16 protein-coding genes and 1 tRNA gene are annotated in these 25,265 nt (G+C 44.0%); 15 read left to right on the plus strand and 2 right to left on the minus strand.

Features of this window, described 5'->3' with window-relative positions; translation table 11 throughout:
- The first annotated feature begins 35 nt into the window (after positions 1 to 35).
- Entirely contained in the window at positions 36 to 596 is a 561-nt protein-coding gene (locus PCI15_RS18970) for a TetR/AcrR family transcriptional regulator (RefSeq protein ID WP_271271475.1), read from the plus strand.
- 72 nt (positions 597 to 668) lie between these two features.
- Here the strand turns inward: PCI15_RS18970 and PCI15_RS18975 are convergent, their stop codons facing one another.
- Positions 669 to 1,034 (minus strand): hypothetical protein, encoded by a 366-nt coding sequence (locus tag PCI15_RS18975; protein WP_271271476.1) that lies wholly within the window; start codon positions 1,032 to 1,034, stop codon positions 669 to 671.
- Between the two features lie 198 nt (positions 1,035 to 1,232).
- Between PCI15_RS18975 and PCI15_RS18980 the strand changes: the two genes are divergently transcribed.
- The 14 genes from PCI15_RS18980 (at position 1,233) to PCI15_RS19045 (ending at position 15,992) form a co-directional block, all read left to right on the plus strand.
- Positions 1,233 to 2,624 (plus strand): PepSY-associated TM helix domain-containing protein, encoded by a 1,392-nt coding sequence (locus tag PCI15_RS18980; protein WP_271271477.1) that lies wholly within the window; start codon positions 1,233 to 1,235, stop codon positions 2,622 to 2,624.
- A gap of 180 nt (positions 2,625 to 2,804) precedes the next feature.
- Positions 2,805 to 2,889: transfer RNA gene (locus PCI15_RS18985), tRNA-Leu, on the plus strand.
- Between the two features lie 576 nt (positions 2,890 to 3,465).
- A complete protein-coding gene (locus PCI15_RS18990) occupies positions 3,466 to 5,463 on the plus strand; it encodes an ATP-binding protein (RefSeq protein WP_271271478.1) in 1,998 nt (665 codons plus the stop codon).
- Positions 5,464 to 5,607: 144 nt separating this feature from the next.
- Positions 5,608 to 6,789: a tyrosine-type recombinase/integrase gene (locus tag PCI15_RS18995; RefSeq protein WP_271271479.1), complete on the plus strand. Its 1,182-nt coding sequence runs from the start codon at positions 5,608 to 5,610 to the stop codon at positions 6,787 to 6,789.
- Positions 6,790 to 7,069: 280 nt separating this feature from the next.
- Positions 7,070 to 7,966: a helix-turn-helix transcriptional regulator gene (locus PCI15_RS19000; RefSeq protein ID WP_271271480.1), complete on the plus strand. Its 897-nt coding sequence runs from the start codon at positions 7,070 to 7,072 to the stop codon at positions 7,964 to 7,966.
- A gap of 10 nt (positions 7,967 to 7,976) precedes the next feature.
- Positions 7,977 to 8,720: a hypothetical protein gene (locus PCI15_RS19005; RefSeq protein WP_271271481.1), complete on the plus strand. Its 744-nt coding sequence runs from the start codon at positions 7,977 to 7,979 to the stop codon at positions 8,718 to 8,720.
- 78 nt (positions 8,721 to 8,798) lie between these two features.
- A complete protein-coding gene (locus PCI15_RS19010; protein ID WP_271271482.1) occupies positions 8,799 to 9,155 on the plus strand; it encodes a hypothetical protein in 357 nt (118 codons plus the stop codon).
- On the plus strand, positions 9,148 to 9,471 hold the full coding sequence (locus PCI15_RS19015) for a YkvA family protein (protein WP_271271483.1): 324 nt from the start codon (positions 9,148 to 9,150) through the stop codon (positions 9,469 to 9,471). Before PCI15_RS19010 ends, PCI15_RS19015 begins: the two co-directional genes overlap by 8 nt.
- A 40-nt stretch (positions 9,472 to 9,511) precedes the next feature.
- Positions 9,512 to 10,081, plus strand: a complete 570-nt coding sequence (locus PCI15_RS19020; RefSeq protein ID WP_271271484.1) for a hypothetical protein — start codon at positions 9,512 to 9,514, stop codon at positions 10,079 to 10,081.
- 62 nt (positions 10,082 to 10,143) lie between these two features.
- The gene (locus PCI15_RS19025) at positions 10,144 to 10,578 is read left to right on the plus strand and encodes a DUF2787 family protein (protein ID WP_271271485.1); all 435 of its coding nucleotides are present in this window, start codon (positions 10,144 to 10,146) and stop codon (positions 10,576 to 10,578) included.
- Between the two features lie 595 nt (positions 10,579 to 11,173).
- Positions 11,174 to 12,361, plus strand: a complete 1,188-nt coding sequence (locus PCI15_RS19030) for a tyrosine-type recombinase/integrase (RefSeq protein WP_271271486.1) — start codon at positions 11,174 to 11,176, stop codon at positions 12,359 to 12,361.
- An 11-nt stretch (positions 12,362 to 12,372) separates the two neighbouring features.
- Complete coding sequence (locus PCI15_RS19035) at positions 12,373 to 12,579, plus strand: helix-turn-helix transcriptional regulator (RefSeq protein WP_271271487.1); 207 nt, start codon at positions 12,373 to 12,375, stop codon at positions 12,577 to 12,579.
- Between the two features lie 11 nt (positions 12,580 to 12,590).
- Entirely contained in the window at positions 12,591 to 13,139 is a 549-nt protein-coding gene (locus PCI15_RS19040; protein WP_271271488.1) for a hypothetical protein, read from the plus strand.
- A 63-nt stretch (positions 13,140 to 13,202) separates the two neighbouring features.
- Complete coding sequence (locus tag PCI15_RS19045) at positions 13,203 to 15,992, plus strand: DNA polymerase (RefSeq protein WP_271271489.1); 2,790 nt, start codon at positions 13,203 to 13,205, stop codon at positions 15,990 to 15,992.
- An 83-nt stretch (positions 15,993 to 16,075) separates the two neighbouring features.
- On the opposite strand, the gene PCI15_RS19050 is transcribed toward PCI15_RS19045, so the two are convergent.
- Positions 16,076 to 25,237 carry a calcium-binding protein gene (locus PCI15_RS19050; protein WP_271271490.1) on the minus strand — a complete coding sequence of 3,054 codons (9,162 nt, stop codon included), beginning with the start codon at positions 25,235 to 25,237 and terminating at the stop codon, positions 16,076 to 16,078.
- Between the last annotated feature and the right edge of the window lie 28 nt (positions 25,238 to 25,265).

Raw genomic sequence — 25,265 nt, forward strand, 5'->3', positions numbered from 1 at the left:
ACACTCTGCCCATCAAAAATACAGCGGACCCAATAATGGCCAGGGATAAACAGCAACTTCTGATCGAAACAGCCTTACAGCTGTTTAACAGACACGGCTTTCACGCCACCGGCATTGATACCATCATGGCGGTATCCGGCATATCCAAAACGACCCTGTATAAATATTTCCGCAGTAAAGAACTGCTGATTCTGGCGGTACTGGAATACCGTCATCAGAATCTGGTAGAACTGTTTGATTCCACCATTAAGACATCCCGTGAAGCCCACCCACAGGAAAAGGACAGTTATCACCTGCATGCATTTTTTGATGCGCTTCAGGAATGGTTTGAAGACGACAATTTCTTTGGCTGTAACTTCATTAATGCCAGTGCCGAATTTGCCGACAAAGATCACCCGGTTCATCAGTTCGCCTGCCGGCATAAGCAATGGTTCCGGGATTGTCTGAAAGAACTACTGCACGACAGCGAGCTTGCCGAACAGGCCATGCTGCTGGTTGACGGTGCAATTGTGACGGCGCAGGTCCGCAGCGCACCGCAAGCTGCTGAAACGGCCCGACAGCTCGCCTGCCAGCTATGCGGACTGCCTGCCCGCTGAAAGGCACACAGGCTTAGCTTAACAACCGTAATTAAGCGATAAAGCCCGCAGCAAAACCGTTTGCAGTCTGAGCTACCGCAGCTCCGCCTGCAGGTATCCACCGGGAAAAATGACAACCACCGCATGCAATGGCTTATCAGTAACGGCAGCAATGTTACCGGCTGACAATGTTCGACTATAACCGACACCATCCTCCTGCCAACTCAGGTTGGCCAGATTGCCCTGCAACGCCCGTTCAGGAAAGCCCAGTGAACATTCCCTGCCGGATAAGATACTGCTGCAACTGACCACACGGCCAGTTTTGGGTATTTTCAGCTTCACATCATAAACAATCTCAGAAGAACGGTTCTGAATAATCAGCTCATTGACGGTCTGGGGCTTAACGCCACAGGCCGCCAGAGCAGTACAGACAATGCACAGTAAAAAACGTGTAACCATATGAATTACCAGCGCTTAAATAAGTAAACACCCAACTGACAGTACCATAGCCACAGAATGAAAATATGTCACCTTTAGTGGCATACAACCGGCAAAAATCTCCCTGCGACAAACCGCCACGCGACAACAGGTCACATTTTCGGGCGGTTAACCGGTTGCTAAAGTGCCGCGCTTTCAGAGCCCTACACAGGACTAACCATGTCGCCTTCATCTTTACAGCCAGCCCGCTACCGCACTGCCTGGCGCTGGCATATGTATGCCGGCCTTTACGTCATCCCCTTCATAATTATGCTCAGCCTCACAGGGCTGATTATGCTGCTGTATCAGCCGCTGATCGCGCCGGCCCTGCATAGCAAACAGCTAACCGTTGAACCTGTCGCATCTGAATACCTGAGCTGGCAAAGTCAGCTGAAGGCCGTCAAAACAGAATATCCACAGGCTACGGTTAACCAGTTTCGCTTACCGGAAACAGCTGAACAAAGTAGCCACTTCACGGTTAAAACCGCTGAGGGTGAAAACCGAAACGTCTATGTGAATCCGTATACCGGGGAAATACTGGGCAGCACCAGCAAAGACGACAGTCTCTATGCACTGGCAGACGAAATACACGGAACCTTTTTACTGGGTGAAACCGGCGATGCCCTTATCGAACTGGCAGCCGGTTATACCCTGGTTCTCATTCTGACAGGGCTATTTATGTGGTGGCCCCGCCAGCAACAGCACTGGTACCGACTGTTCATTCCGCAACTAAGCAAAAACGGACGCTCCCTGTGGAAAGAACTGCATATCAGCACCGGGGCCTGGCTGGCGCTGGCGCTGTTGTTTTTAAGCATTACCGGCCTTTCGTGGACGGGCATCTGGGGAGCAAAGATCGTCCAACCCTGGAACACCTTCCCCACCGGCGTCTTTGGTGGCGTTCCGACCTCTGAAAAAACCCATGCCAGCCTTAATCCCGGGGTTATTGAAGAAATCCCCTGGAATCTGGAACAGGCTCCTTTACCAGTGTCTGGCTCTGCTGCCGGAACACAGGCGACCCCGGCAGGCACTCCTGTTAATCTTGATACAATCACCGGCTACGCACAGCAGCTCGGTATGACATCCTTCCGGGTCAACCTGCCCCGCGGGGAAAACGGCGTCTATTCTGTTGTAGCCGCGACCATGAGCAAAGACCGTATTTCGCCACTGGATGACCGCACGCTGCACATCGACCAGTACAGCGGCAAACTTCTGATGGATATTCAGTTCAGAGATTACAGCCTGATGGCCAAAGCCATGGCGATCGGCATCCCCCTGCATATGGGCCTGTGGGGAACAGCTAACCTGATACTCAACACCGTTATTTGTGTGCTCACACTGTTCCTGTGTATCAGCGGCATCATCCTGTGGTGGAAAAGACGTCCCGCCAAAGCAGGTGCCAGCCTGAATCCACCCGCGACAATCCCGGCAAAACGCTGGAAAACAGCCCTGATTATCGGGTCAGTCATCGCGGTCTGCTTCCCTCTGACAGGCGCCAGTCTGATTGTCATCTGGCTGCTGGAACAGATATTCAGCCGGTTGCTTAAACGCACAGCCAAACTGCAGAACAGCTAACCTAACCGGACAAACACAACTTATTGTTTGCCCACGCGATACCGGCAAATACCTGAAACCCTGCGTTTTTTCAGTTTATTTCTGTTTGCTGATTGACGCCTAACAATGGATTCGTATAATACCGGGCACTTGCTTATGCTCGGGTAATTAACTGACTGAGTAAGTTGCGAAATGATATGTGCCGGTGTGGTGAAATTGGTATACACGACGGATTCAAAATCCGTTGCCTTCGGGCGTGGCGGTTCAAGTCCGCCCACCGGTACCACGACTTAATCAAGTCATCGATTAAGTATTAAAGCCCTATTCATGGGGTCTACAGAGAAGCGGAGCTTAACAGCTACCGCTTTTTTTGTGCCTGAAATTTACGCTTCCGGTGCATATCCTGTCTTTCCATGTGCAGATTATGTGCGCAAGTAAACCTATTAAAGTCCTCGTTACTCCTCGAATCTCAAAAACAGCCTGTATCAGTTGAGTATTGATCTGAAAATACAACATCTTCGATCCGATCGAAGGCCCGGTTAAAAATCCGGTCTTTCAGGTCAATTTTGTACAAAGAACAGACTCGAATTCCAAGCCCCTGATTGATACTAAACGACCATAACTAAGATATTCACATAGTGCACTTTGGTGATTCTGGTTTCTAAATATCTTCCTCTATCATCTATAATTTATAATTTCTCTTGCCTTTTTCTTTAACTCATCAGAATATTAGGATTTTAGCTGCGACTCTTATCCGCATATCCCATCATAAAACCACGCATATTCATTATTTACAACTCAGCTCACTTAACATGGTTTGAGTTGATATTTAGGAATAGAATTTCTTCATGGAGACGAAGTTTTGGAAACGATTGAAACAAGCTCAAATTCAGTAAAAAATGAATTTAGTAATTTCCATACTGATAAAATTATCTCTGAGTATATATGGAATTCATTTGATGCAAATGCAAATGAAGTAAAAATAAACTATGAAGATAATGACTTAGGAACAATAGATAGTTTACATATTTCGGATAATGGCGATGGAATTGACCCAGAGCATCATGAAGCCACCTTTGGAAAATATAAAGACTCACCTAAGAAAAAAAACTCATCGCCAACAATTAAAGGGCAAAAAGGCTTAGGCAGATTCTCTTTCCATAAAATTTCAAGTAAAGCAATATGGGACAGCGTTAGCACAAATAGCTCTTGTTCTATTTCAATTGGCTCAGACAGCCTAAACAACTACGAAGTAAATCATAAAAGGGATTTTTTTCAACCCCAAAACACTGGAACTAACATCGAGTTTATAGGCATGCATGAGAAAAGCTTCAGTCGAAGCTTTATTGAAAACTCGGTTATACCAACTATTCAAAAAGAATTTTCTTGGCTATTAGTAGCTAATAATAAAAACAATATTTACGTAAACAATGAACGTCTAGAAGTTCTCGAACACGTTAACAAAACTTACTCAAATAAAATTGGCGAGTTTGATTTCGAAGTTAAAGTAGTTATTTGGAAAGAAAAACCAAAAGAAAACTCTTACATTTATTTTACCGACTCTCAAAATAAAGTCTGTCATAAAGAATTATCCAAGGTAAATTTGAAAACCGGGTTTTATACTAGTTCTTATGTATCATCGTCATTTTTTAATAACTTTGATGCTAATCATAATGACATGATTAGCTCTCCACAAAATATTGATTCGGACGAGTATAAACATATTAAGCGTTTTGTACGTGACAAACTAAAAGATCTATTACTTGAATTCAGAAACAAAGCAGCCGACAAGCTTATTGAGGAATACGAAAGCGAAGGAATTTTTCCTGAACACTCAGATGACTCTGTTGCGTTACGAGGTTGGAAGCATGAATCCCTAAAAGATACGATTAAAGTTCTTTACAGTGCCGACCCAAAAATATTTTCTTCAGGCCTAAATAAAACTCAAAAAAAGATACTTATTAAGCTTCTTGACAGGATAACCTTAAACCCAAACGATGATCTTTTTGATGTATTAAATGGGGTTATTTCTCTAAGCAGAGAAGAAGAGAGGCAGTTAGCTAAAATACTTAAAGTAACTACTTTAAGTAATATTACTAAAGCGATAGATGAAATAAAACAAAGACAATATGTACTTCAAATAATCAACTCATTAAATGAAGATTATACAAAAGAAACAAAGGAAGTTGGTGAAATCCAGTCTATCGTAGAGAATAATCTTTGGCTATTTGGTGAGCAATACCACTTACTGACAGCTGAAGAACCTGACTTTGAGGCTGCATTATGTGAGTTACTTAAAATTCATGGAAATGAAAATTACTACCAAAAAGGAAGTCTAACCAATAAGCACAAAAACAAAGAAATGGATATCTTTTCAATAAGAAGAACTATTGAAGTAGATGAGATTGGAAATGAATACTATCGCTGTCTCGTTGTTGAACTAAAGCGTCCTTCGGACACTCTAAAGGATAAGCACTACACCCAAATTCAAAATTACTATAGTGTTATTTCTAGCAGTCCGCTTTTTAATGATGGGAAGCATAAATGGGACTTTATTTTAACTGGTAGAAAAATTACAGACGACCCTAATGCTAAAGCTATTATGCAAGGCCAATTAAATTCTATGAAGCCTCATGGAGAGCCCGGGTTATTACTTAACACCGATAACTTTCGTATGTATGTAAAACCATGGGGTACAATATTTTCAGACCACAGCATAAGACACAAGCATTTATTGAAACACTTAAAATTAAACCAGAATAAACAACAAATCACTTCCCCAAAGGAGGAGCTTGTCAATAAAGCAATAACTATTGGCCAAGATATATCTAATACAGTGACTGAATTAGATTTCGATTAATAAAATACGAAAAATCATCAATGATACATCTAATATTAGGCGTTAATAACCGCTTCTGGCATAGGATGGTCGTGTAACCCAACCTGTAACTACACACTTTTTAGTCATATATAAAACCTTCGGATATCTAATTCCGGAGGTTTTATGAACAAGAAATTCAAATTCACCAACGACCGTATTCGGTCTTTACCCGCCAACGATAAAGCATCTTCATCCACTGAACTTGAAGTTACAGATACTGAGTTAACCGGGCTTAAATGTCTTTCCGGTAAATCCGGTAATAAGCGCTTCCTGCTGCGCTATACCTTTAATGGCCGTAAACGCAGCATCAATCTTGGCCGCTTTCCTGATATCGATGTTGCTGCAGCACGAAAAGCCGTTCGCAGCTATAGAGCCATGCTGGCTGAAGGTCGAGATCCTAAAGGTGAACAGGAAGTACAGCAGCAAATACCGACCGTAAGCGAATTCTTCTGGCACACTTTTTTACCCCTACAGAAGAAGCACAAGAAGACCTGGAAGTCAGATATTGAACGTTTCAAGCTGCATATTGAACCACTGGTTGGCCACTTGAAATATACTGACCTCAAAGCCACACATGTTCAGCTGATTCAACTAAAACTGAATGAACCAACTAAAGATCGTCCGGCTTACGCCAATGCAACCTGTAACCGTGTACTAGCCGTACTGAAAACCATGGGGCAATTCGCGGTACGCTTTGATATTGTACCGGTGAATGAGGCCATGAAGATCAAGCTACTAAAAGAAGATAACGTACGCACCCGCTTTCTGGATGCAGGAGAGATGAAGGCGCTGATTCGCGAAGCTCTCGCCTATAAACGTAACCCATACATTGGTGCATTTATCGCCATGCTAGCACTCTCCGGTACCCGTAACAGCGAAATGCGGCTAGCTAAGTATGAGCACTTAGATATCGACGAGCGAACGTTATTTATCCCGCGTACAAAAAACGGCAAAAGCCGCGTTGTCTATCTGTCAGACTTAGCCATTAGCATCCTGACAAACCTGCCAAAGAAGCCCGGTAACCCCTACATCTTTGCAGGTCGTAAACCAGGAAAACCACTGACTGATTGCCGGGTAGCTTACCGACAGATACTGTTACGCGCCGGTATTAAAGATATTGAGAACATTGTCTTCCATACGCTTCGACACTCGGTCGCTAGCAACCTTGTATCAGCGGGATTTTCACTGAACGATGTACAGGCTCAACTGGCACATCAGCATTACACATCCAGCATGCGGTACGCGAAACTCACCGTTGAGCGACAGCGCGATACCAGTGAACAATTAACTGACATCGTGAGCTGATGTCTAAATAGCACCTATCCCCTTCTGCTATTTATGTATCTGTCGATGCTAGCCATAGGTTCGTTGATCTGTGTAAGGCTCCATTCCCCACTAAAACTCCGATAGGTACGACAGGTTGTGTCGTACTTATCGGTTACTTTTTAATCACAATGACAACTACTCGTCGCTATGTCAGAAGTGGCGGTGCTTTCAGTTTATTTGCGGAATACTTTCTGAAACGACATGCCCTGTCCGGGCCGTGTTAGACAATCAAGCTTTTTTTCAGACACTGCTAAATACTGTGGAATCACGCGATAAACTTGGCCAGCGACTTGGGCTAATACTGACCAAACTGAACTCAGGTGCGACGCTGTACATTGACGCGCTGGCGGCTGAGTTTAATGTCTCGACTCGCACCATACAGCGCGATCTCCACCAGCGTTTAGGCTACCTGCCCCTTACCCATGATGATGGCGGATATCGCCTGACATCGGCACTGGGCAAGCGCAGCAATCACGACTTACGCCATTTTGCACAAATACTGGATATAGACGGGTTATTTCCCGTCATGGATGACAGGCTATTAGGCACTTTGCTCGACAGCAGCAAGACTGCGCCTTACCTGATCAAAGGTATGTCGTACGAAGACAGCCAGACGTTTCTCAGAGAGTTTAATCAGCTTGAAGCCGCTATACGACAAACCTGCCTAATTGCATTCACGTATAAAGCGAAAAGTTATGAACAGGTAGCCCCCTATCGGCTAGTAAACTACAAAGGGCTTTGGTATTTGGCAGCAGTCCATGATGACCGATTAAAGTCTTTTGTCGTAGCAGCAATCCGTGGCATTGAAAGCCTCAAAGCCGCCTTTAATATCGACCCCATCATCCAGGATGAAATCAATCGTAATACCACTATCTGGTACGGCGCTCAGAGCTTTGAAGTCATCGTATCGGTAGAACAGAACATCGCTAGTTACTTCAAGCGCCGTCCATTACTGCCTGAGCAAAAGCTATTACACGAACTGGATAGTGGTGGATTACTCATCTCATCACGTATACAACACGCCACGCAGATCATACCGCTCATCAAATACTGGTTGCCGCATATTCAAGTGCTATCGCCGATAGCCATCAAGAAACAAATTCTCAAAGACCTCTCCCTTTCGCTGGATACGTTTATTCAGCAAGACGAACAATAAGGATATTTATATGAACCTAACCCGCTTAATAAAAGCTACATTTGCCGCATCCACGCTCTTCATGATGCTGACCGCACCCGCCCATGCCTTTACTAAAACCATTGGTAAAGGTTTCTGTACCCTTCGTCACCCGGTAGAAGCCCTGACATCCTCCCGAATGACAACCTGTGAATCCCAACACATCATCCAGCAACAATCCGGAGGCGGTAGTAACGGCAATACAATTTGGATCAACACCCTTGAGCATGATTACCTGGACCGCTCTGTTGATAAGCCATGGGCCAAAGAACGTCCTTGGTTTAACTGGGGTGATAAAAATCTGGAGCGGGCTTACATGATGGGCGTGTATGCCAATGGCTATCACTTTGTCACCTATAAGCATCATGGCAACGGTAATTTCACCCTGTTCACTTGGGACGGTGCCAGTCATGCCACCTATGCCATTGCCAGCATAGCTAACTTCATTACTAAAGAAATGAGTTATATCGGCTATCAGATAGAACGCGACGATAATGAGCAAAGCACACAATACATTGATGCATTTCTTGGCGTGGTGATTGATCTGTTCGAAGTTGTTATCGGTGTGTGCTACTCAATGGTTGGCATAGTAGTAGGCACTCTGTTCAACCCTATCGATACCGTCACCAATATACCCGGCGCGGTTGTTCTATCAGCTGAAGCCGTTGTTGAAGGCGTTGCAAATACCGTCAGCGACATCGTCTCCGCCGTCACCTTAGGATACGTTCAGTTGTAAGTCAGCCAATGCAACGTACCTTTCTTAAAGCAGCCCCGGTCAGAAATGATCGGGGCTTTTTCGTTTCTGGAGCCTTACATGTTTATCACCCGACAATGGCCCGTGTGTGATGATCTCGGTCTAACGCCTGAGCTTAGCAAACAGTTGAAATCCTGCTTACTCGACCCCTTCAGTAATCAAGAAGAAGCTAAGGCATTTTGGGCGGACTGCTCGACAACTCTAATGGTTGTTCATCATCACGATTGCTTTGAAAGCCAGCATTTATCAACAGAACTACAACAACAGCTGATATTTGCGCTGACCTATTCCGAGTTCGCAGATCAATTACCCAACGGCTATCAGCTGTCTCTAGCCATTGTTCATGATGATGGCGCTGGCTTTTACCTGCTAATCCCAACTAAACACCCACTGATAAAGGAGCTAAGACATGGCTAACCCGCCTGCCGAGTCATTCTCACACGACAGTTTCTGGAACAAGCTAAAAGACATCTCACATCTTGAAGATATCTTGCATGAAGCCATTTTGCTTTATGTCCTGTTAACCGATGCAGATGTGCCTGTCTGGGCCAAAGCGATCGTTATCAGCGCACTCGTATACCTCATTGATCCGATCGACGCGATGCCCGATATATTGCCACTCGTTGGCTACCTGGATGATCTGGCGGTTATCACAGCGGCGTTGAAAGCATTGCACTCTCAGGTTTGGCCTCACCATCACGCTCAGGCAGAGCAAATCTATCAAGATCTTTAACGCAGTCCCCCTCTTACCCTAAACAGAAGGAATTAATACGATGTCACCTCGTAAAAAGACAGCTGAAACAGCACTTGCTGATCAACAGCCGACAGAAGAAACACCCCAAACAGAAAACGTAAATGACATTTCAACAGAGGCGAATGTAATCCCCATAGCATCAGAAGCTACTGAAGGTTCTGGAATAGCAGATCCAGTAAACTCAGACTATGCACTCATCATTGAACGTGGCCTGGCTGATAAATTAAGTCCTACATCAACAGGTAAGATTTACTATCAGCTTGCACAAAACATCAACGACCAGAAGTTGTATCTGCGCATCAGCGGTAATGACGGCGGTGGTCTGCATTCCAAAGAATGGATCGATCTGGCTGTGGTGATTGAAACGCTCTCAACTCAGGCTAACCGACCATTCAAATCAACGCTGCTAAAACCCTGTATGCGTGGTAAATCATCCAACAACGCATCATTTCTGGCTGCGATTTTAAGAGCACCAGATATAGCGCTGACTAAAGCCAGTGAAAAGAATGCATTCCTGCACTTACAGGTTGATGATTTTGAAACTGTAGCTGAGCAATTACTCCAGCGTTCGCCTGCCTCTACACCATAACCTCGCACATACCGCGTGCAAATTAACACTCACTAACCCTACACCCTACAAGGTAAAACACTATGCGATTGCCAATAAAGCTGGACGGCTGTCCCCTGCCCGTATCTGAAGGCTTCTCAAGGCTGTTAAATGCTGAGATTTCTAAGAAGTACACAGCCCAACAAATACCTGAACACACGGCTATTACATTTAACTTTCGTGACCCCACTTACTCTGCTGAGGAAGGTGGCTACCATCCTGTGGAAGTAAGACTGACCCGTAATGCTGAACATTACCAAGTGGCATACATCACAGACTTCTCATATGTCGGCAAAGGCCAGGACGCTGAACTGGCGAAAGAGATAGACTTCGATGTTAGCCAAGGTATTTGTGAAGTGCGGCACTATAAAGTCATGTCTATTTCTGAAGTTGGCGACTTCTATCAGATGTTTGAAGCTAATTTCATTAGCTATTATGAGATGGATGTATTTGAAGTGTGTGTCACTTTAGATAGCTAAGTGAGTAACAGGTGCTTAGTACCAGAAAAATCCTAAAAATGAACCGGAGCTGCGCCAGCAGCTCCGCCTTCTTTTTTTCTCACGAGCATCGCGCTAGCGAGCGCAGTGCACTATACCTTTTGCTTTCTTTTTTCCTAAAAACTTGCGAAATATTTTAAATCCTTTGTGGAGACTTCTGACCTGCAACGTTGAACTACAAATAAACCACCAAAAATCAATAAGTTATAAAAAAGTGACAAATAGCGTATTGGGTATACACAGCCTACTTATGTCATGCACCCTCAACCCACCGCCTAAAGGCATAAAAATTTAATTTTTTATTCGAAAAAAATATAGACGCCTCTTAGAAGCATTTTACGGCCCTTTTTTTTTGCGTAGATATATTACAAGTCGAATTTTAATTCCAACGATCAAATTTCGCCTTACAGCGGCTTCCTGAAGCATTAATCATCCGTTGCTAGCTATAACAATATTCACCAACTCCACCTAAAAACTGCCTACGTTGTCTCTTCAAAAATAGCGTTTATATATAGGGGGTGAAGAGACAGTAATCGTTTTATACGACTGTAAAACTTTACAGACCGAGTAAAAGAAAATGGCGAATATAGTAAAACCAAACCAAAAAGCAATCGACGTATTGCCACGCCCTATCCGAGGGCAGTCAGCAATTGAATACCGTATTGAGGATCATCCGCGTAAGCGCTTATGGCGAGGTGTGGAAGAAGATTCTTATGGTGCGCGGATATCAGTCAACGGTAAAAGAATTTGCTTTACCAGCTGCCGCGGAGTTCCTATTCGGGCTGCGCTTAAACGAGTAGATGAAGATATTCACCTGCGTCGTAATCAAAAAAGTGTATCAGTGACAGATATTAGTCTTGAAGAAGCAACGGAATTATATGTTTCTAGATATATCGACGACTTAAAAGACTCGAAAGGTGCTAGGTCCAGGCAGAAAGTACTGCATAACCTAGTTTTAAAAGATGGTCAGCGTGTCGGTGATATAGCGGTGAACAAGCACGTGAAGGTTACAGCATTAGCAGTAATGAATGCAGCTAAAACTGGCCGATCAACTGCTACTGTTAATCGTATTTTTAACCGTTATCGGAAAGACTTACATATTCTTTGTGACGAAGGTTTACTGGACGTAAATCCGTGCATGGGAATTAAGCTGCTTAAAGAAAGAAATACCCGTAAGCGGACACTTACTGATACGGAAATGCAACTGCATGTTCAGAAAGCATTATCCCTGAATACCCCCCAAGGCCACTGCCAAGTTTTAGCCTGTGCTCTTGGCTGCCGTATTGGTGAAGCAATGCGAATGCGGTGGTGCGATATCCAGCCTGACGGGTTAAGCGTCATTATACCTGACTCAAAAAACGGCGATGATGCAACCTATCCATTGAACAGCGCTGCTCGTCACATCTTAAAGCAGTGTACGCAATGGCAGATTAATGAATTCATCTTTCCGTCGGCTCTGCGTGCAGAAGGTTATATTGCTTATCCGCGAGCATCATTCAACAAGATTCGCGCTGAAGTAATGGCGGAAGCAGGCACGGCAGGAATGCTACCTGAGTATTGGTTACACGATACTCGTAGAAGTTTCGGCAGTAAGTGTAACGCGGTTAACGGCGACCTACGAGCTACTCAACAGCTTCTCAATCATAAGAACGCCACCACCACTGAGCGTTATACCCATCACATCCCCGAACAGCTTTCTATTGCAAGTGAAAGAACTGTGCACGCGCTGTTCGGTGACCTATTCAACACTCCTGATGATAACTAAGGGTAAACATCATGACGGTACAAGTACTCACCATAAAACAATTTGCTGAGCGGTACGCACTAAATCCAAGCACTGTCAGTGCTCAAATTACGCGTACTCCTGCTCAGCTTCCAGCGTTTATCCGCATTGGTAAGCAAATCCGCTTTCCTCTTGCTGAAATCGAAGCCTGGGAGCAATCCCAAATATCAACCCATGGCGCAAGCCAGAACAACCTGTAGGAAGTAACACTATGTCTCAATCACCTCTGTTTAACATTGATAACCGTGCTGGCGTGCGTCTTGAACAACTGGCCTTTGCTCAGTACTTCCCCGGTAAAGCCAGTTGCCTCTATGGTGCTGACCATCAAGGGAAGGGCAAGCTGTACATTAAAGAAGCCAACCCTGAAGAAGGCCAGCGGCTGTTAAAAATGGTCACTGACGCAGCTTTAAAATGCCCTGATAAGCAAATACGCATCTGCTTGCCTGAGGGAGGGTTCATTGCCACTGATTATGTAGGTGGCATATCCCCCTCTCATGACGGGAAAGCCGCCGTTATCTCTGATGCTGAAGGTAAACCCGTGTTCTGGTTATCCGATGAAGATTACACCGATATAAATGATGTAATCGTCGAACTGCTTAAAGCAGTCAACTCTACGAATCCTAGAAAACCGTATCAAATTAACTGGGACGCTTTACGTATCAAGACTGCTGATGAAGTGGCTGTAGCTCATCCTTCAACCACTGCCAATAGCGATGAAGCCGTAGCGAATGACGTTAAAAAAGATAGCAAAGCGGCTTAAAAACATTATTTAAAAGAAACCAAAGCTTCCTGTCTGGAAGCTTTTTTTTTGAGATGAATTACGATGCATGACTTTCCTTATACATTACCAGAGAACCGCTTGACGTTATCAGCCCCTGATATCAGCGAGTTAACGCCACTTCACTCATTAAACATTGCTGAAACGTTCGCAGATGAAGAAATATATACCAATATATCTCAGGCAATGCAGTCTGCTCAGCAAATGCCTGAAATGTCATTAACACGGGAAATAGAGCTCGATCTGCATGCCTTTGTTGTAAGTAATTCAATGGAAGGGATGATCAGCGAAGCGACTGGCCCTGTCATACATATCGGCTTTGACTCTGAGTTCACCGAAGTATTGGTTAATGAAAAAGCTCACATTAAAGTACTCAGCCTCCAGGCTTACGTCCGTCACGGGCAGCAGACTTTTACGTACATATACTATCCTAAAGGCCCTAAAAAGAGTGACAGACCTACGTTTGCAAGCTTCATTAGCAATGTTGTAAATAGCGCGTTGCAAGAAGGCGTGATTGATGAAGCCCCTTCTGGAATATTTTTGTATGCGCATTTTATACGCGCTGATTTAGGCAGTTTTAAAGATTTCTTTGATTTCAAAACCGAAGCAGATTCTGTTGGTGGAAGCTTTACAAGCCTGACGAAACCTTACGGAATTGATATTGATGTAGTTAACAGCAGGCGCTTTAAAGCTGATCCAATCGTACTGAAAAGCAAAGGTAATAAACGGTTAAGGTGTTTGGTCCGATTCGTGGACACACTGCTGTTAACTCCTGGATATGCTAGCTTGGCAACCGTGGGAGACATGCTCGATATTCCAAAGCGGGAAATACCGAAGCCTTTCAGCATTGAACGAATGGAAGAATACCTAGCAGCAGATCCGGAAGGATTTGAAGAATATGCACTGCGTGATGCTGAAATCGCATGTGAATATGGGCTGGCTATGCACGACTTTGCCAGGAACGAGCTTGGGTTAAATAATCTTCCCGCTACTTTAAGCTCAGCCGCAACTGCCTGTTTTCTGAAAACGTTACAACATCAGGACGGCTTAGATTACGCAGCACTTTTTGGCGTGTCGTATGAGCAAGAAGAATACTGGCATGTGAAAAAAAACCGTACTCAAAAGCGTACAACGAAGGTATTCACACCTGACAATAAGTTCTTCCGTCCCTTCGTTATTGACTGCTGCGCCGGTGGCAGAAACGAAGCTTATTACAAAGGCCCAACGCCTGTTGATAACTGGGTAGATATAGACTTGCGAGGTGCTTACACACGCGGTATGTGTGATATTCATCCTATCGATTATGAAGCCGCCTTCGTATCAACCGCTGTTGATGATTATCTTGGGCATGTTATGGGGTTTGCCTACGTTAAATTTCATTTTCCGCAGCATGTCCGTTTTCCATGCCTCCCCGTTGATGCTGGAGATAAAGGCAAAATATTCCCACTACAAGGCGAATCTTACTGCGGCGCGCCTGAAATAGCCTTAGCCCACAGCCTTGGTTGTAAAATGACCATTAAGCACGGTGTTATTTATCCGTGGAAAACAACCGCTGTGAGAATTTTTCAGCCCTTTGTACAGTGGGTAAGGGACCGACGTGCTCATTATAAAAACCAAGGTAATTCTTTTTATGAAAAACTTGTCAAAGCTGTTGGCAACAATTGTTATGGTAAAACATATCAAGGGTTGCAAAACAAAACGGGCTTTGATGCTAAAACAGGGTTAAGTAAAAAAATCGGTGAGAGCGCTATTTCAAGTCCACAATTCGCTGGTCATACAACGTCCTTTGTGCGGGCGGTGATTGGTGAATTACTCTCAAGAATTCCAGACGATAAAATAGTTACAAATGTCACGACCGATGGTTTTATCTGTAATATCCCCCTAGACCAGATCGACACCTCAGGTCCTTTATGCCAGCGTTATCAAGAAATTTGCGATTTACTCTATAAAGGCGAGCACATGCTGGAGAAAAAGCATGAGGTTCGACAATTAATTGGCATGAAAACTCGAGGCCAATTAACCGCTAAGTCCGCAGTAGGTGAAAATATCGTGCTGGCTAAAGCAGGTTACAAACCACCTGCAACATCGGCTAAGGATACCGATGGAATCAAAGCTGAGCAGAATGCTCATATGGTTAGTAAGTATCTTAATCGCGCTCCAGGTGATAACTACACTTACAGTTCTCTGATCTCAATGCGCGAACAGTGGCTGACTGACGCCGATTTAATTCGCCATCAGCAAAAACGGCTAATCAATTTTGAATACGATTTCAAACGTTGCCCTGTCAATCCTGTTATGCAGGAAGTTCGAAGCACTGAACATATCGCATTTGAAAGTAAACCTTGGTGCAATCTTGAAGAATTTAAGCAAGTACGTGCGATTTTTGATGGCTGGAGAAGAAAACACTGTCTAAAAACGCTGGATGATTGGGAACACTGGCAAGATTATTTAGCAGTGAAACAAGCTTACCAAACCGGGTGTGGTATCAAGTTCCTGGATGGAGAGCGATCTGACAGCTTGTTAAAACGCGTTTTTCTGCGGGCGTACGGCCAACAGGCTTATGGCTTAATAAAGGATATGAAACAACAGGAGCTCGCGGACTGGCTCACCGCACAAGGCTACCCAACATCATTAGACGATGTGAAAAGTGGTAGTCGAAATCGTTCCTCTTTACCCTATCAAATTATTCCACTTACCCGATCAGTCATTCAGTTATTACATACGCTGCAACAGCGCTGGTGTCATATTGATATAGCCAGTTTCATACAAAAAGGACAGGCAGAGAAATGCTTACGTTATATTAATAACCTGGAAGCAACGTCACCTTACCAATAAATCGGTAATTGTCAGATCAAGTCTGAATTGATACACCTAAAAAAACCCGACAGAAGTCGGGCTTTTCTACCACAATCAAGTAATTATCTGGTTTCCCAAACCTGAGTCAGTACAGGTTGCAATGCATCCTTGGTAGACTGGGCAATAACACCACCATCCCCTTCAGGCACGCTATATGCAGCCATGGCATTCACCAACTGGTTAACCTGACTGTTACGCAACACGGATGAACCAACTTCAATCTCATCCAGTTGCGCACCATCATTTGTATACCAATTATCAACGGTAACCTGATCATCCGTACCAGCAATATTGATTTGCAGATCTTCACCCTGACGGCTAAACCAGAGTTCATCTGTTGCAATATTGCCGTCGAAAACCAGCGTATCATTACCATCAGCATCGTTCTGAGCAATCACATCCTGCCCGTCATCTTTGCCAAACAGATAACGGTCATCGCCAGCACCGCCGTCTAAGGTATCGTTGCCGGCATTTCCTGAGAGCTGATCATTACCATCGCTGCCATTCAGGGTGTCATTCCCGGCGGTACCGGTAATAACGCCAGTAAGGGCATCATAGGTAATCGTTGTGGCCGTTGGTGCTGCTGCACCAAATACGCCATATAACTGAGCAGCAGTAATTTGCCCGCCAGTTTCAAACTCCAGTTTATTAATAGTATTCGCCACACTGAAGAAGCTCTCTATCTTAACCTGATCGCCTCCACTGCCAACACGCAGGATCAAATCGTTACCGGATTTCATCAGGCCACTGGCAACATCATTAAAACCAATACCATCGATAAAACGAATGATATTCGTTCCTTCAGTATCAATGATGGTGTCCTTACCGTGCGAAGCGCCGATCAGGTATACATCATCACCTGCACCACCAAACAACTGGTCGTCACCGGCATTGCCCTGAAGCGTATCGTCACCACGCCCTCCGAACAGCATGTCATTTGCAGTATCACCTGTCAGTGTATTAGCCTGTCCATCACCAAACATTAGTTCACCCGAGGTAAGCGTTGCTGTTGGCGCTGCACTGCCAAAGGCACCGTACAGTTGAGCGGCAGTTATCTGGCCACCCACTTCAAACTCCAGCTTTTCGATAGTGTTCGCAACAGTGAAGAAATTTGCGATTCGCACCTGATTGGTGGCAGATCCTGAGATTCGCAGAATCAAATCGTTACCGGATTTCACCAGACCACTGGCAACATCATTAAAACCAATACCATCAACGAAACGGATTATGTTCTGGCCTTCAGAATCAATCACCGTATCCAGCCCGTTGGCAGCCCCGATGATGTATACATCATCTCCAGTACCGCCTATAAGACGGTCATTACCGGCTAACCCGGATAAAGTGTCATTTCCGGAACCGGATACCAACACCTCTGCATTAGCGGTACCTGTGACAGTGTCATCACCTGACAGATCAGTACCAGGCTCTGCCGGTTGTGAAGTATCTCCCGGTTGGCTATTGCCATCACCGCCGTCAGTTCCCGTATCACCATTGCCGGTATCGGTTCCTGAACCTGTATCAGGATCTTCTCCGGAGGAGTTATCTGTACCAGGTAAGGCCGTTAGCTGATTAGCAATGGCTGCTGCCGTTTGCGTGTAGCCGCCATTAGGCTGAACCATAATTTCATGATTACCACCCAGGAAGTGATCTTTAACCCGTACTTGCTGTTCAAGATCACCATCCACCAGTACGATCAAATCGCTACCGTCCTGATGGTAGCTAAGCCGGTCAGGTGCTACGTCATTAAAGAAGAGAATATCCTGGCCATCTTCAGCATCAATGATTTCATCTTTACCGGTACCTGCGTAGTAATAGTAATGATCGTTGCCGGCACCACCTTCAAGACGGTCATTACCATCTTCACCCACCAGAATGTCGTTACCCTCACCGCCAATCAGAACATCATCACCAGAGTTCGTGCGAGAACCGTTACCACCGTATAAACGGTCATCACCACTGCCGCCTTCTAACTGATCATTACCGGCAAAACCAAAGATCTGATCGTTACCATCAAGGCCCTGAATCAGGTTCGTACCGTTGGTTCCTAATAACTGTTCACCAGCGGTAGAACCAACAACCACAGTGTCAAAATTGCCAGTAGTTCCATTACCAGAACCTTCGTCACCTGAACCTTCATTTCCTTCATTACCGTTAGCGGCATCGATAATAAGTTGATTAATCTGAGATGCCGTTAAAGCATTTGAACCTGAAGGGCGTAGCCAATCGATAGCAGCTTCTCCACCTAAAAAGTGATCTGTCACACGGATAGTTTGAGTACTGCCATCATCAACTTTAATAAGTAAATCATCACCCTCCTGGCTAAAGTCGAGACGGTCAGCAGTAAGGCCAGCACCAAAGATAATGCCGTTAGAACCACCGGCTTTAACATCTATCGTGTCATGGCCACCATTAGCATCAATAACAATAGTATCGTTACCACTGCCAGTAATATAAACATCATCGCCGAGACCACCTTTTAGCTGGTCATTTCCTGCACCGCCATCAAGGCTGTCATTACCATCCCCCCCGTCAAGGATGTCATTACCATCATCACCATACAGTTGATCGTTACCGGCACGCCCCCAGACCTGATCATCACCTTCTCCTGCCTGAATGACTTCATCAAGTTGACGGTAACCTAAGAGCGAATCTCCCATAGCAGTACCAATCGTTACAGCAATATTTTCGATATCAGCATCAGTAAGCACAGTGCCATCGTCAAAAACAAACTGGTTTAATTTGAAATGATCTGTAGACTCTTGGAACCAACGTTCAATAAGAATGCTATCATCCGAATCTCCGACTTTAAGAAGTAAATCATTACTCTGTCTTTCTGCAGAAAGCATTGTAGACGTTATGCCCGCACCAAAGATTAAACGGTCATTGGAAGGGGTTATATTGCTATAACTCCCACCGTTTCGCGTTTCAATGATACGATCAGAGCCGTCACCCAGATTGAAGTAATACGTATCATCAGCATAAGAACCAAATAGCAAATCATTACCTTTGCCTCCTGTTAGCTCAACGGACACGTTACCCCATGTTTGTTCGCTGGCTATCAGCGTGTCGTCTCCATCACCACCGAACAAACTGTTAATATTATTGCCGTTAGTGTAATCCTGTCGAACAGTTAACGTATCGTTACCAGCATCACCGCTTAATAAACCAATACCTTGAATAACATCATCACCATTACCACCATAGAGTTTTCCTTGTCCAACAAGAGTATCATTCCCCTCCTGACCAAAAAGACGCTGGTCTACTCCGCCTAAATTTCCATTTAGAATATCGTGGCCATTACCGCCGTACAGTTTGTCATCTCCCCACTGGGCGTAAAGTTCATCATTACCCCCTCCTCCATAAAGTTTGTCATCGCCACTACCTCCATAAAGCTTATCTGAGCCGCCGTTTCCTTTCAGAGTGTCATTGCCATCCCCACCCTGAAGCTCGTCTTTACCACCATCACCTTGAAGGTAATCATCGCCATCACCGGCAATCAAAATGTCGTTATTATCACCACCGTACAATTTGTCATTTCCTGACTCACCATGAAGAGTATCATTCCCTTTTCCTCCACGGACAGTATCATCACCACCACCACTAAAGACTTCATCATTTCCATCACCAGCATCAATGATGTCTGAAGTGGCATGGGCGTGGATAACATCATTAGCCGATGTGCCTGCTGTAGCAGCAACGGCGATATCATCAAATGACCAAACTGTATTATCAGAAAACACAAAAGACTCTATTGCTTTAGCTCCTGGCTGACCGGCTATATCGGTAAATTGCTCAGAGATATTAATCACCGAACCACTAGCCGTATTCCTTACCACTAAGTTAAATCCATCTCTACGTAACAAAAGATCTGTTGGCAAAACATCAGAAAAAATAAGCTGATCAAGTCCCGAGTCATCATCTATCTGATCATTACCATCAGAGGCAGCGATATAATATTGATCGTCACCCCGGCCCCCGCTGAGTAAATCATCACCTCCCCCACCGTTCAGTGAATCATTGCCTCTATCGCCAACAAGGCCATCATTTCCGTCACCGCCATCAAGACGGTCATCATCATTACCGCCATATAAGCGGTCTTCCCCGTTTGCTCCGATCAGGTGATCATTTCCATCACCCCCACTTAATGAATCATTGCCAGTACCACCATCAAGAATATCATCTCCATCACCAGTGCTGATAACGTCATTGCCAGCAAAACCTTCTGCATGATCGCTGAGTGAAGTACCGTCAATATCATCATCGTTCACAGAACCTTTTACCATCAAATCAGCTAAGACTTCTGGCGAGAAGTAAATTGGAGGCTGATTATCTAAACTAATAGAAAGCCCACTTTGTGGCATGTAAGTCGTATTCGACAACCCTGAGAACATATTCCTTAAGTCGATCTGATCACCTGGGGAGCCTAAGAAGCTAAGAACCATGCTTGTTGATGAACGTCTGATTTGCACCTCTGATAAAGCAATGCCGGACAGGATAAGCGTACTCTGTCCCTCGTGAGCGTTGAAAATTGAGTCACGCCCATCGCCCTTAGCATAAAAGAAGGTGTTGTTACCTGTCCCCCCGGCTAGAATGTCATTCCCTAAACCGCCTCGAAGCGTATCGTCACCATCACCGCCGACGAGGTGATCCCGCCCCTCTCCACCATCAAGCTCATCATTTCCACTATCACCTTCTAAACGGTCATCACCTTCATTACCGTAAAGCTGATCCGCATCGGCACCACCATAAAGAGTATCGTTATCTTCACCACCTTCTAGTGAGTCTTGACCTGCACCACCATATAAAACGTCCGCGCCTGCATCACCACGCAAAGTGTCATTGCCTTCGTGTCCGTATATATCATCATCACCTGCTGCTCCAGCAATCACATCATTCGTATCATAACCATGAAGCTCATCATTATTGTCCGTTGGAGTCAGTACAATCTGAGCAATGTCCTGACTACCCCAACGGGTACCATCGCTAAACTGAATTTCATCTAATAAATAATCACTCCTCATCGATGATAAAAAGAAGTTAGTCACGTTAATCTGGTCCGTAGCAACTTTAATGACCAGATCATTATTAGCGCGACTGAGAGAAACGTCAGAAGGTGCAATCGATTCATCAAATACAATGCGATCTACACTGTCACTTAGCGAATCCTCATTATTAATGACATCATGACCGAAACCGAGGCTAAAATGATAACTGTCGCTTCCTTCACCACCTGAGAGGTTGTCGCTTCCTGCGCCCCCTTCTAACACGTCGTTTCCAGCAAAACCTTTTAATGAATCATTACCACCTGAACCAGAAAGATGATCATCACCAAAATAGCCATTCAAGGTATCGTCTGCTTCTGAGCCTTGTAATATCATGGCGCCAATTTGCGCCGTACTCCAGATAACTCCATTTGAGAAACGTACTTCATTAATAACTTGATTATTTTGCATTGATGCACTGAAAAAGCCTAAAACTGTGATGGAATCATCATCTACCTGCAGCCTTAGATCATCATTAACACGGCTTGCAACAACAGCATCGGGCAAAATGTTTTTCCCAAAGAGAATCACATCAATACTGTCAGTCATGTCATCGTTATTAATAACATCATGCCCAAAACCCGAGTCAAAGAAGTAAACATCACTACCTTCTCCTCCATTAAGGGTGTCATTACCATCTCCACCCTTTAAAAAATCATTACCCATACCACCATGAAGTGAATCATCAGCAATATTACCAACAAGTAAGTCATCCCCCCCTTCGCCTAATAATTCACCTTGACCATGGCCTGACGATAGAGTGTCATTACCATCTCCCCCCCGTAATAAACTAGATCCTGCACCACCAAATAAATCATCAGCTTCGCTTGTGCCCGAAATACTAAAAAAATCGGTATGACGCTTACTAAAAAGCTCACGGTAAGAAAAGGTAATTCCAGAGGAGTCAAATAAATAACTGTCAATAACTCCTTTAAAACCATCAGAAATAAGTAAACCTTCATCAAAATATGTAAGGTAAAGGTCGTTTCCAAAAACCTTTATATTAATATCATTAACATCTATTCCAGCACCAAAAATTATTTTGTTTCCTTCACCTGCTGTATCAATAATATTGTCTGAAATGTCATTAATAACAACCGCATCGCCACGTTCAAAGCGATAAGTATCACGCCCTGCACCGCCATTCAGATGATCAACCCCTCTACCACCTACTAATAAATCATTACCATCGTGCCCCTCAAGAGTATCGTCTCCCGCCTCACCGTATAAGAAGTCTGAGCCTTCATTACCGTGAACAACATCATTTTCTGTACCAGCATAAATGAAATCAGACCCTTCATTTCCATACAAAGAATCATTTCCGGAACCGCCATAAATATGGTCACTTTTCTTACCGCCATAAACAAGATCACGACCCGAACCTGCGTAAATAATATCGTTACCGCCGGAAGTAACTTCTGCGAAGTCATCCCCCCATACGGTGTCATCACCATCTCCGGCATTTACAAAGTCATTACCACCGCCAGCAAGAATTTCGTCATTGCCCGCACCAGAATTGATAGTATCGTTACCATGAAGAACCTCTGCTAAAGTAGCAAAATCAACGCTGTACGTGCCTCCATATAAGCTTGCATCTTCTTTATCAGCATGGATTGCATCATTACCGGCCCCCGTTGTTATTACATCGGCTCCTGCACCACCAAAAACTTCATTATTACCATCCCCCGCATCAATCTGATCGTTATAATTGTCAGTGAGGTCGGTATAGTCTGTTTGCAATCTTCCAGAAATTTTCCCTTCGCCGCTTGATAATATGGCGTAACCATCGCCACTAATAACGTCATCACCATCACCGGCTTTGATAATATCCGCTCCAGACCCACCGAACAGATTATTGTCACCAGTACCTCCATAGATAACATCTTTACCTGCGCCACCACTGATCCAGTCGTCACCCTCACCACCATCAGCAAACTCTTCTCCAGAACCTCTGTGACCATCATTAAGATCTAAGATAATGCGATCATTACCAACACCACCGTAAATCGTATCCTTTCCTAAACCACCGAAAATATGATCATTTCCCGCCTCACCATAGAGCTGGTCATCACCTGTAAACCCATCAACGAAGTCATTGCCATCACCAGCTTCTACTATGTCATCTCCTTGAAGAGATAAAACAGTATCATTCAAATCGCCAGAAACGACTTTGTCATTATTATCACTTGCCCTAATGTAGTCCGCTGTCGGGCTTGAGTTATCACCTGTATAAGTATTTTCAATGATGATATCTTCTGGGGTGTTATCAATCTCTATGTCAAGAGTAATGCCTAAGTCACCGCTACTGAAGTTTTTAATCTCAACTTCGTTACCATAGGAATCAGTGATAATAAGAGAGGTTCCTAAAAGGCTAAGAGTATTCGTACTAAACAACCAAGAGTTATCTGAATTTGACTTACTAACAGCATAAGTAACACGTTCATTATTAAGTATTATCGAACCTACATTATTAGTATCTTCAATAACGATTCTTTGGCCATTTGCTGATTCTGAATTAATGATGTAAACATCATTACCTTCGGTGTCTTTAGCAATATCACCGCCAGCCATATAGTAAATATCATCGCCTTTCCCGCCAGCTAAAACATCAACAGCATTATCATCTACATTTAGCTCATCAGAACTAAATAATCTATCAATTCCGTCACCACCGTATAGCTTATCAGCTCCTTCTTTTCCAATTAGGGTGTCATCAACAGTGCCACCATAAAGGTGATCATCTTTTTCAGCACCCGTTAAAATATTAGAATTTTCTTTACTACCAAAAATTTTTCTTTGTACTCCAGAACCTTCAGAGGGATATGAAAGACTAGGGCTAAAATCAGATCTCGCAGACCATGTTGAAAAATAAATACCTGTATCAAGATCATGGAACAATATTGAATCATTAGCCCATGAGATATCAGAATTGGTAGGTACAAAATTTGTTCCTGCTTTTTTAATCGCAAGATAACCTTCGAGCATTTGAGCACGATCATCAAGATATTCTGCCGCAAAGCTCTCCAGATCCAGCTCGCCGTTTTGATTATGCTGAGAATAAAGACTGGAGTTTCCGGTAACGACAAAAGGCAGAAGATTGACTAAGGCGTATCGATACGCCTGTCCTTCTTCATTATTTTGTTGTGCTAACACGGCAAAGTCTTCACTTCCTTCTAGTCTTTTAAACGACAACGATAGTTGATCATTCGAAGTAATATGGGTGAATAAGAATTGAGCCTGCTGCGCAAGACTTTCTGGTGACGTTGATGCCGTAAATTCAACACCCATTAAAGCAGCTAACTTCGACAACAGGAATTCAGGCCCATGATACCGTATAAAATCAATAGCACTATCAGCAGCATCACCATTAGTCATGTTATCTAATACTGATTCCGCAGTTGGTCCAGCAAAAAAAGGGTCTGCGATATAAGTTTGTAACCCAATACTTATATCATCGCTACCATCAAAAATAGATCCAGCTACTGACATTTTATTAAATGCATAAATAAATGATGTGTAGGCAAAAATTACATCTCTGAAATCAGCAAGAGTATCTAGCTGGCTATCTGACTCAGTCCCCAATAAACGCCAGCTTTGCTCACTAGATGGAGTATCAGTAGCATCCAGCATGGAAAACAGCAGAGCGCCCGACCAAGCACTATTTTGAGCTTTCGAATGTGCAGAATCGGTTACATCCAGGTAATCGAAAAGTATCTCACCGGTACCAACTGCATCTTCTTTCGCAATGGAATCTAAAGTAGGTAACTCCCAATTCCTATTATTTATTAAATCTTCTAAAGCATTTTCCGCGACCCTGTTTGATGCTGCCTGCATTAAACTTTTTTGCTGCTCAGAAGAAAGAGTCGTCCAATTCGGATTACGCAATTGCAACTGATAATCCGTATACTCTCGAATCAATACAGAAAAAGCACCTTCGCCAGCATTAACCTGTGCTGCACCTGCAAACCAGAGCGCCACTTCACGAATAGCCGGATCCTGATCCGCCAATGAAGGTCCATAAACTACATGATTACCACTGCCGCTTAACATTTCCTCACGATGAAATAATATATCAGCGATATACTGATACACTTCAGAATAATTTCGATTAGAGTCAGTCTCTACTGCCAGTTTCAAAGCTTCAATCGTTTCTTGTTGTTGTAATGTAAAGATATAAGCCATTTTTACGGATCCTTGTATTTATTTCTAT

Origin of the sequence: Aliamphritea hakodatensis (genome assembly GCF_024347195.1) — a bacterium.
GTDB lineage: Bacteria > Pseudomonadota > Gammaproteobacteria > Pseudomonadales > Balneatricaceae > Amphritea > Amphritea hakodatensis.

Bases quoted from the DNA above. Each gene is read 5' to 3' on its own strand.
- PCI15_RS18970 (WP_271271475.1), top strand. From the start codon at position 36: ATGGCCAGGGATAAACAGCAACTTCTGATCGAAACAGCCTTACAGCTG.
- PCI15_RS18975 (WP_271271476.1), bottom strand. From the start codon at position 1,034: ATGGTTACACGTTTTTTACTGTGCATTGTCTGTACTGCTCTGGCGGCC.
- PCI15_RS18980 (WP_271271477.1), top strand. From the start codon at position 1,233: ATGTCGCCTTCATCTTTACAGCCAGCCCGCTACCGCACTGCCTGGCGC.
- PCI15_RS18995 (WP_271271479.1), top strand. From the start codon at position 5,608: ATGAACAAGAAATTCAAATTCACCAACGACCGTATTCGGTCTTTACCC.
- PCI15_RS19005 (WP_271271481.1), top strand. From the start codon at position 7,977: ATGAACCTAACCCGCTTAATAAAAGCTACATTTGCCGCATCCACGCTC.
- PCI15_RS19010 (WP_271271482.1), top strand. From the start codon at position 8,799: ATGTTTATCACCCGACAATGGCCCGTGTGTGATGATCTCGGTCTAACG.
- PCI15_RS19015 (WP_271271483.1), top strand. From the start codon at position 9,148: ATGGCTAACCCGCCTGCCGAGTCATTCTCACACGACAGTTTCTGGAAC.
- PCI15_RS19020 (WP_271271484.1), top strand. From the start codon at position 9,512: ATGTCACCTCGTAAAAAGACAGCTGAAACAGCACTTGCTGATCAACAG.
- PCI15_RS19025 (WP_271271485.1), top strand. From the start codon at position 10,144: ATGCGATTGCCAATAAAGCTGGACGGCTGTCCCCTGCCCGTATCTGAA.
- PCI15_RS19030 (WP_271271486.1), top strand. From the start codon at position 11,174: ATGGCGAATATAGTAAAACCAAACCAAAAAGCAATCGACGTATTGCCA.
- PCI15_RS19035 (WP_271271487.1), top strand. From the start codon at position 12,373: ATGACGGTACAAGTACTCACCATAAAACAATTTGCTGAGCGGTACGCA.
- PCI15_RS19040 (WP_271271488.1), top strand. From the start codon at position 12,591: ATGTCTCAATCACCTCTGTTTAACATTGATAACCGTGCTGGCGTGCGT.
- PCI15_RS19045 (WP_271271489.1), top strand. From the start codon at position 13,203: ATGCATGACTTTCCTTATACATTACCAGAGAACCGCTTGACGTTATCA.
- PCI15_RS19050 (WP_271271490.1), bottom strand. From the start codon at position 25,237: ATGGCTTATATCTTTACATTACAACAACAAGAAACGATTGAAGCTTTG.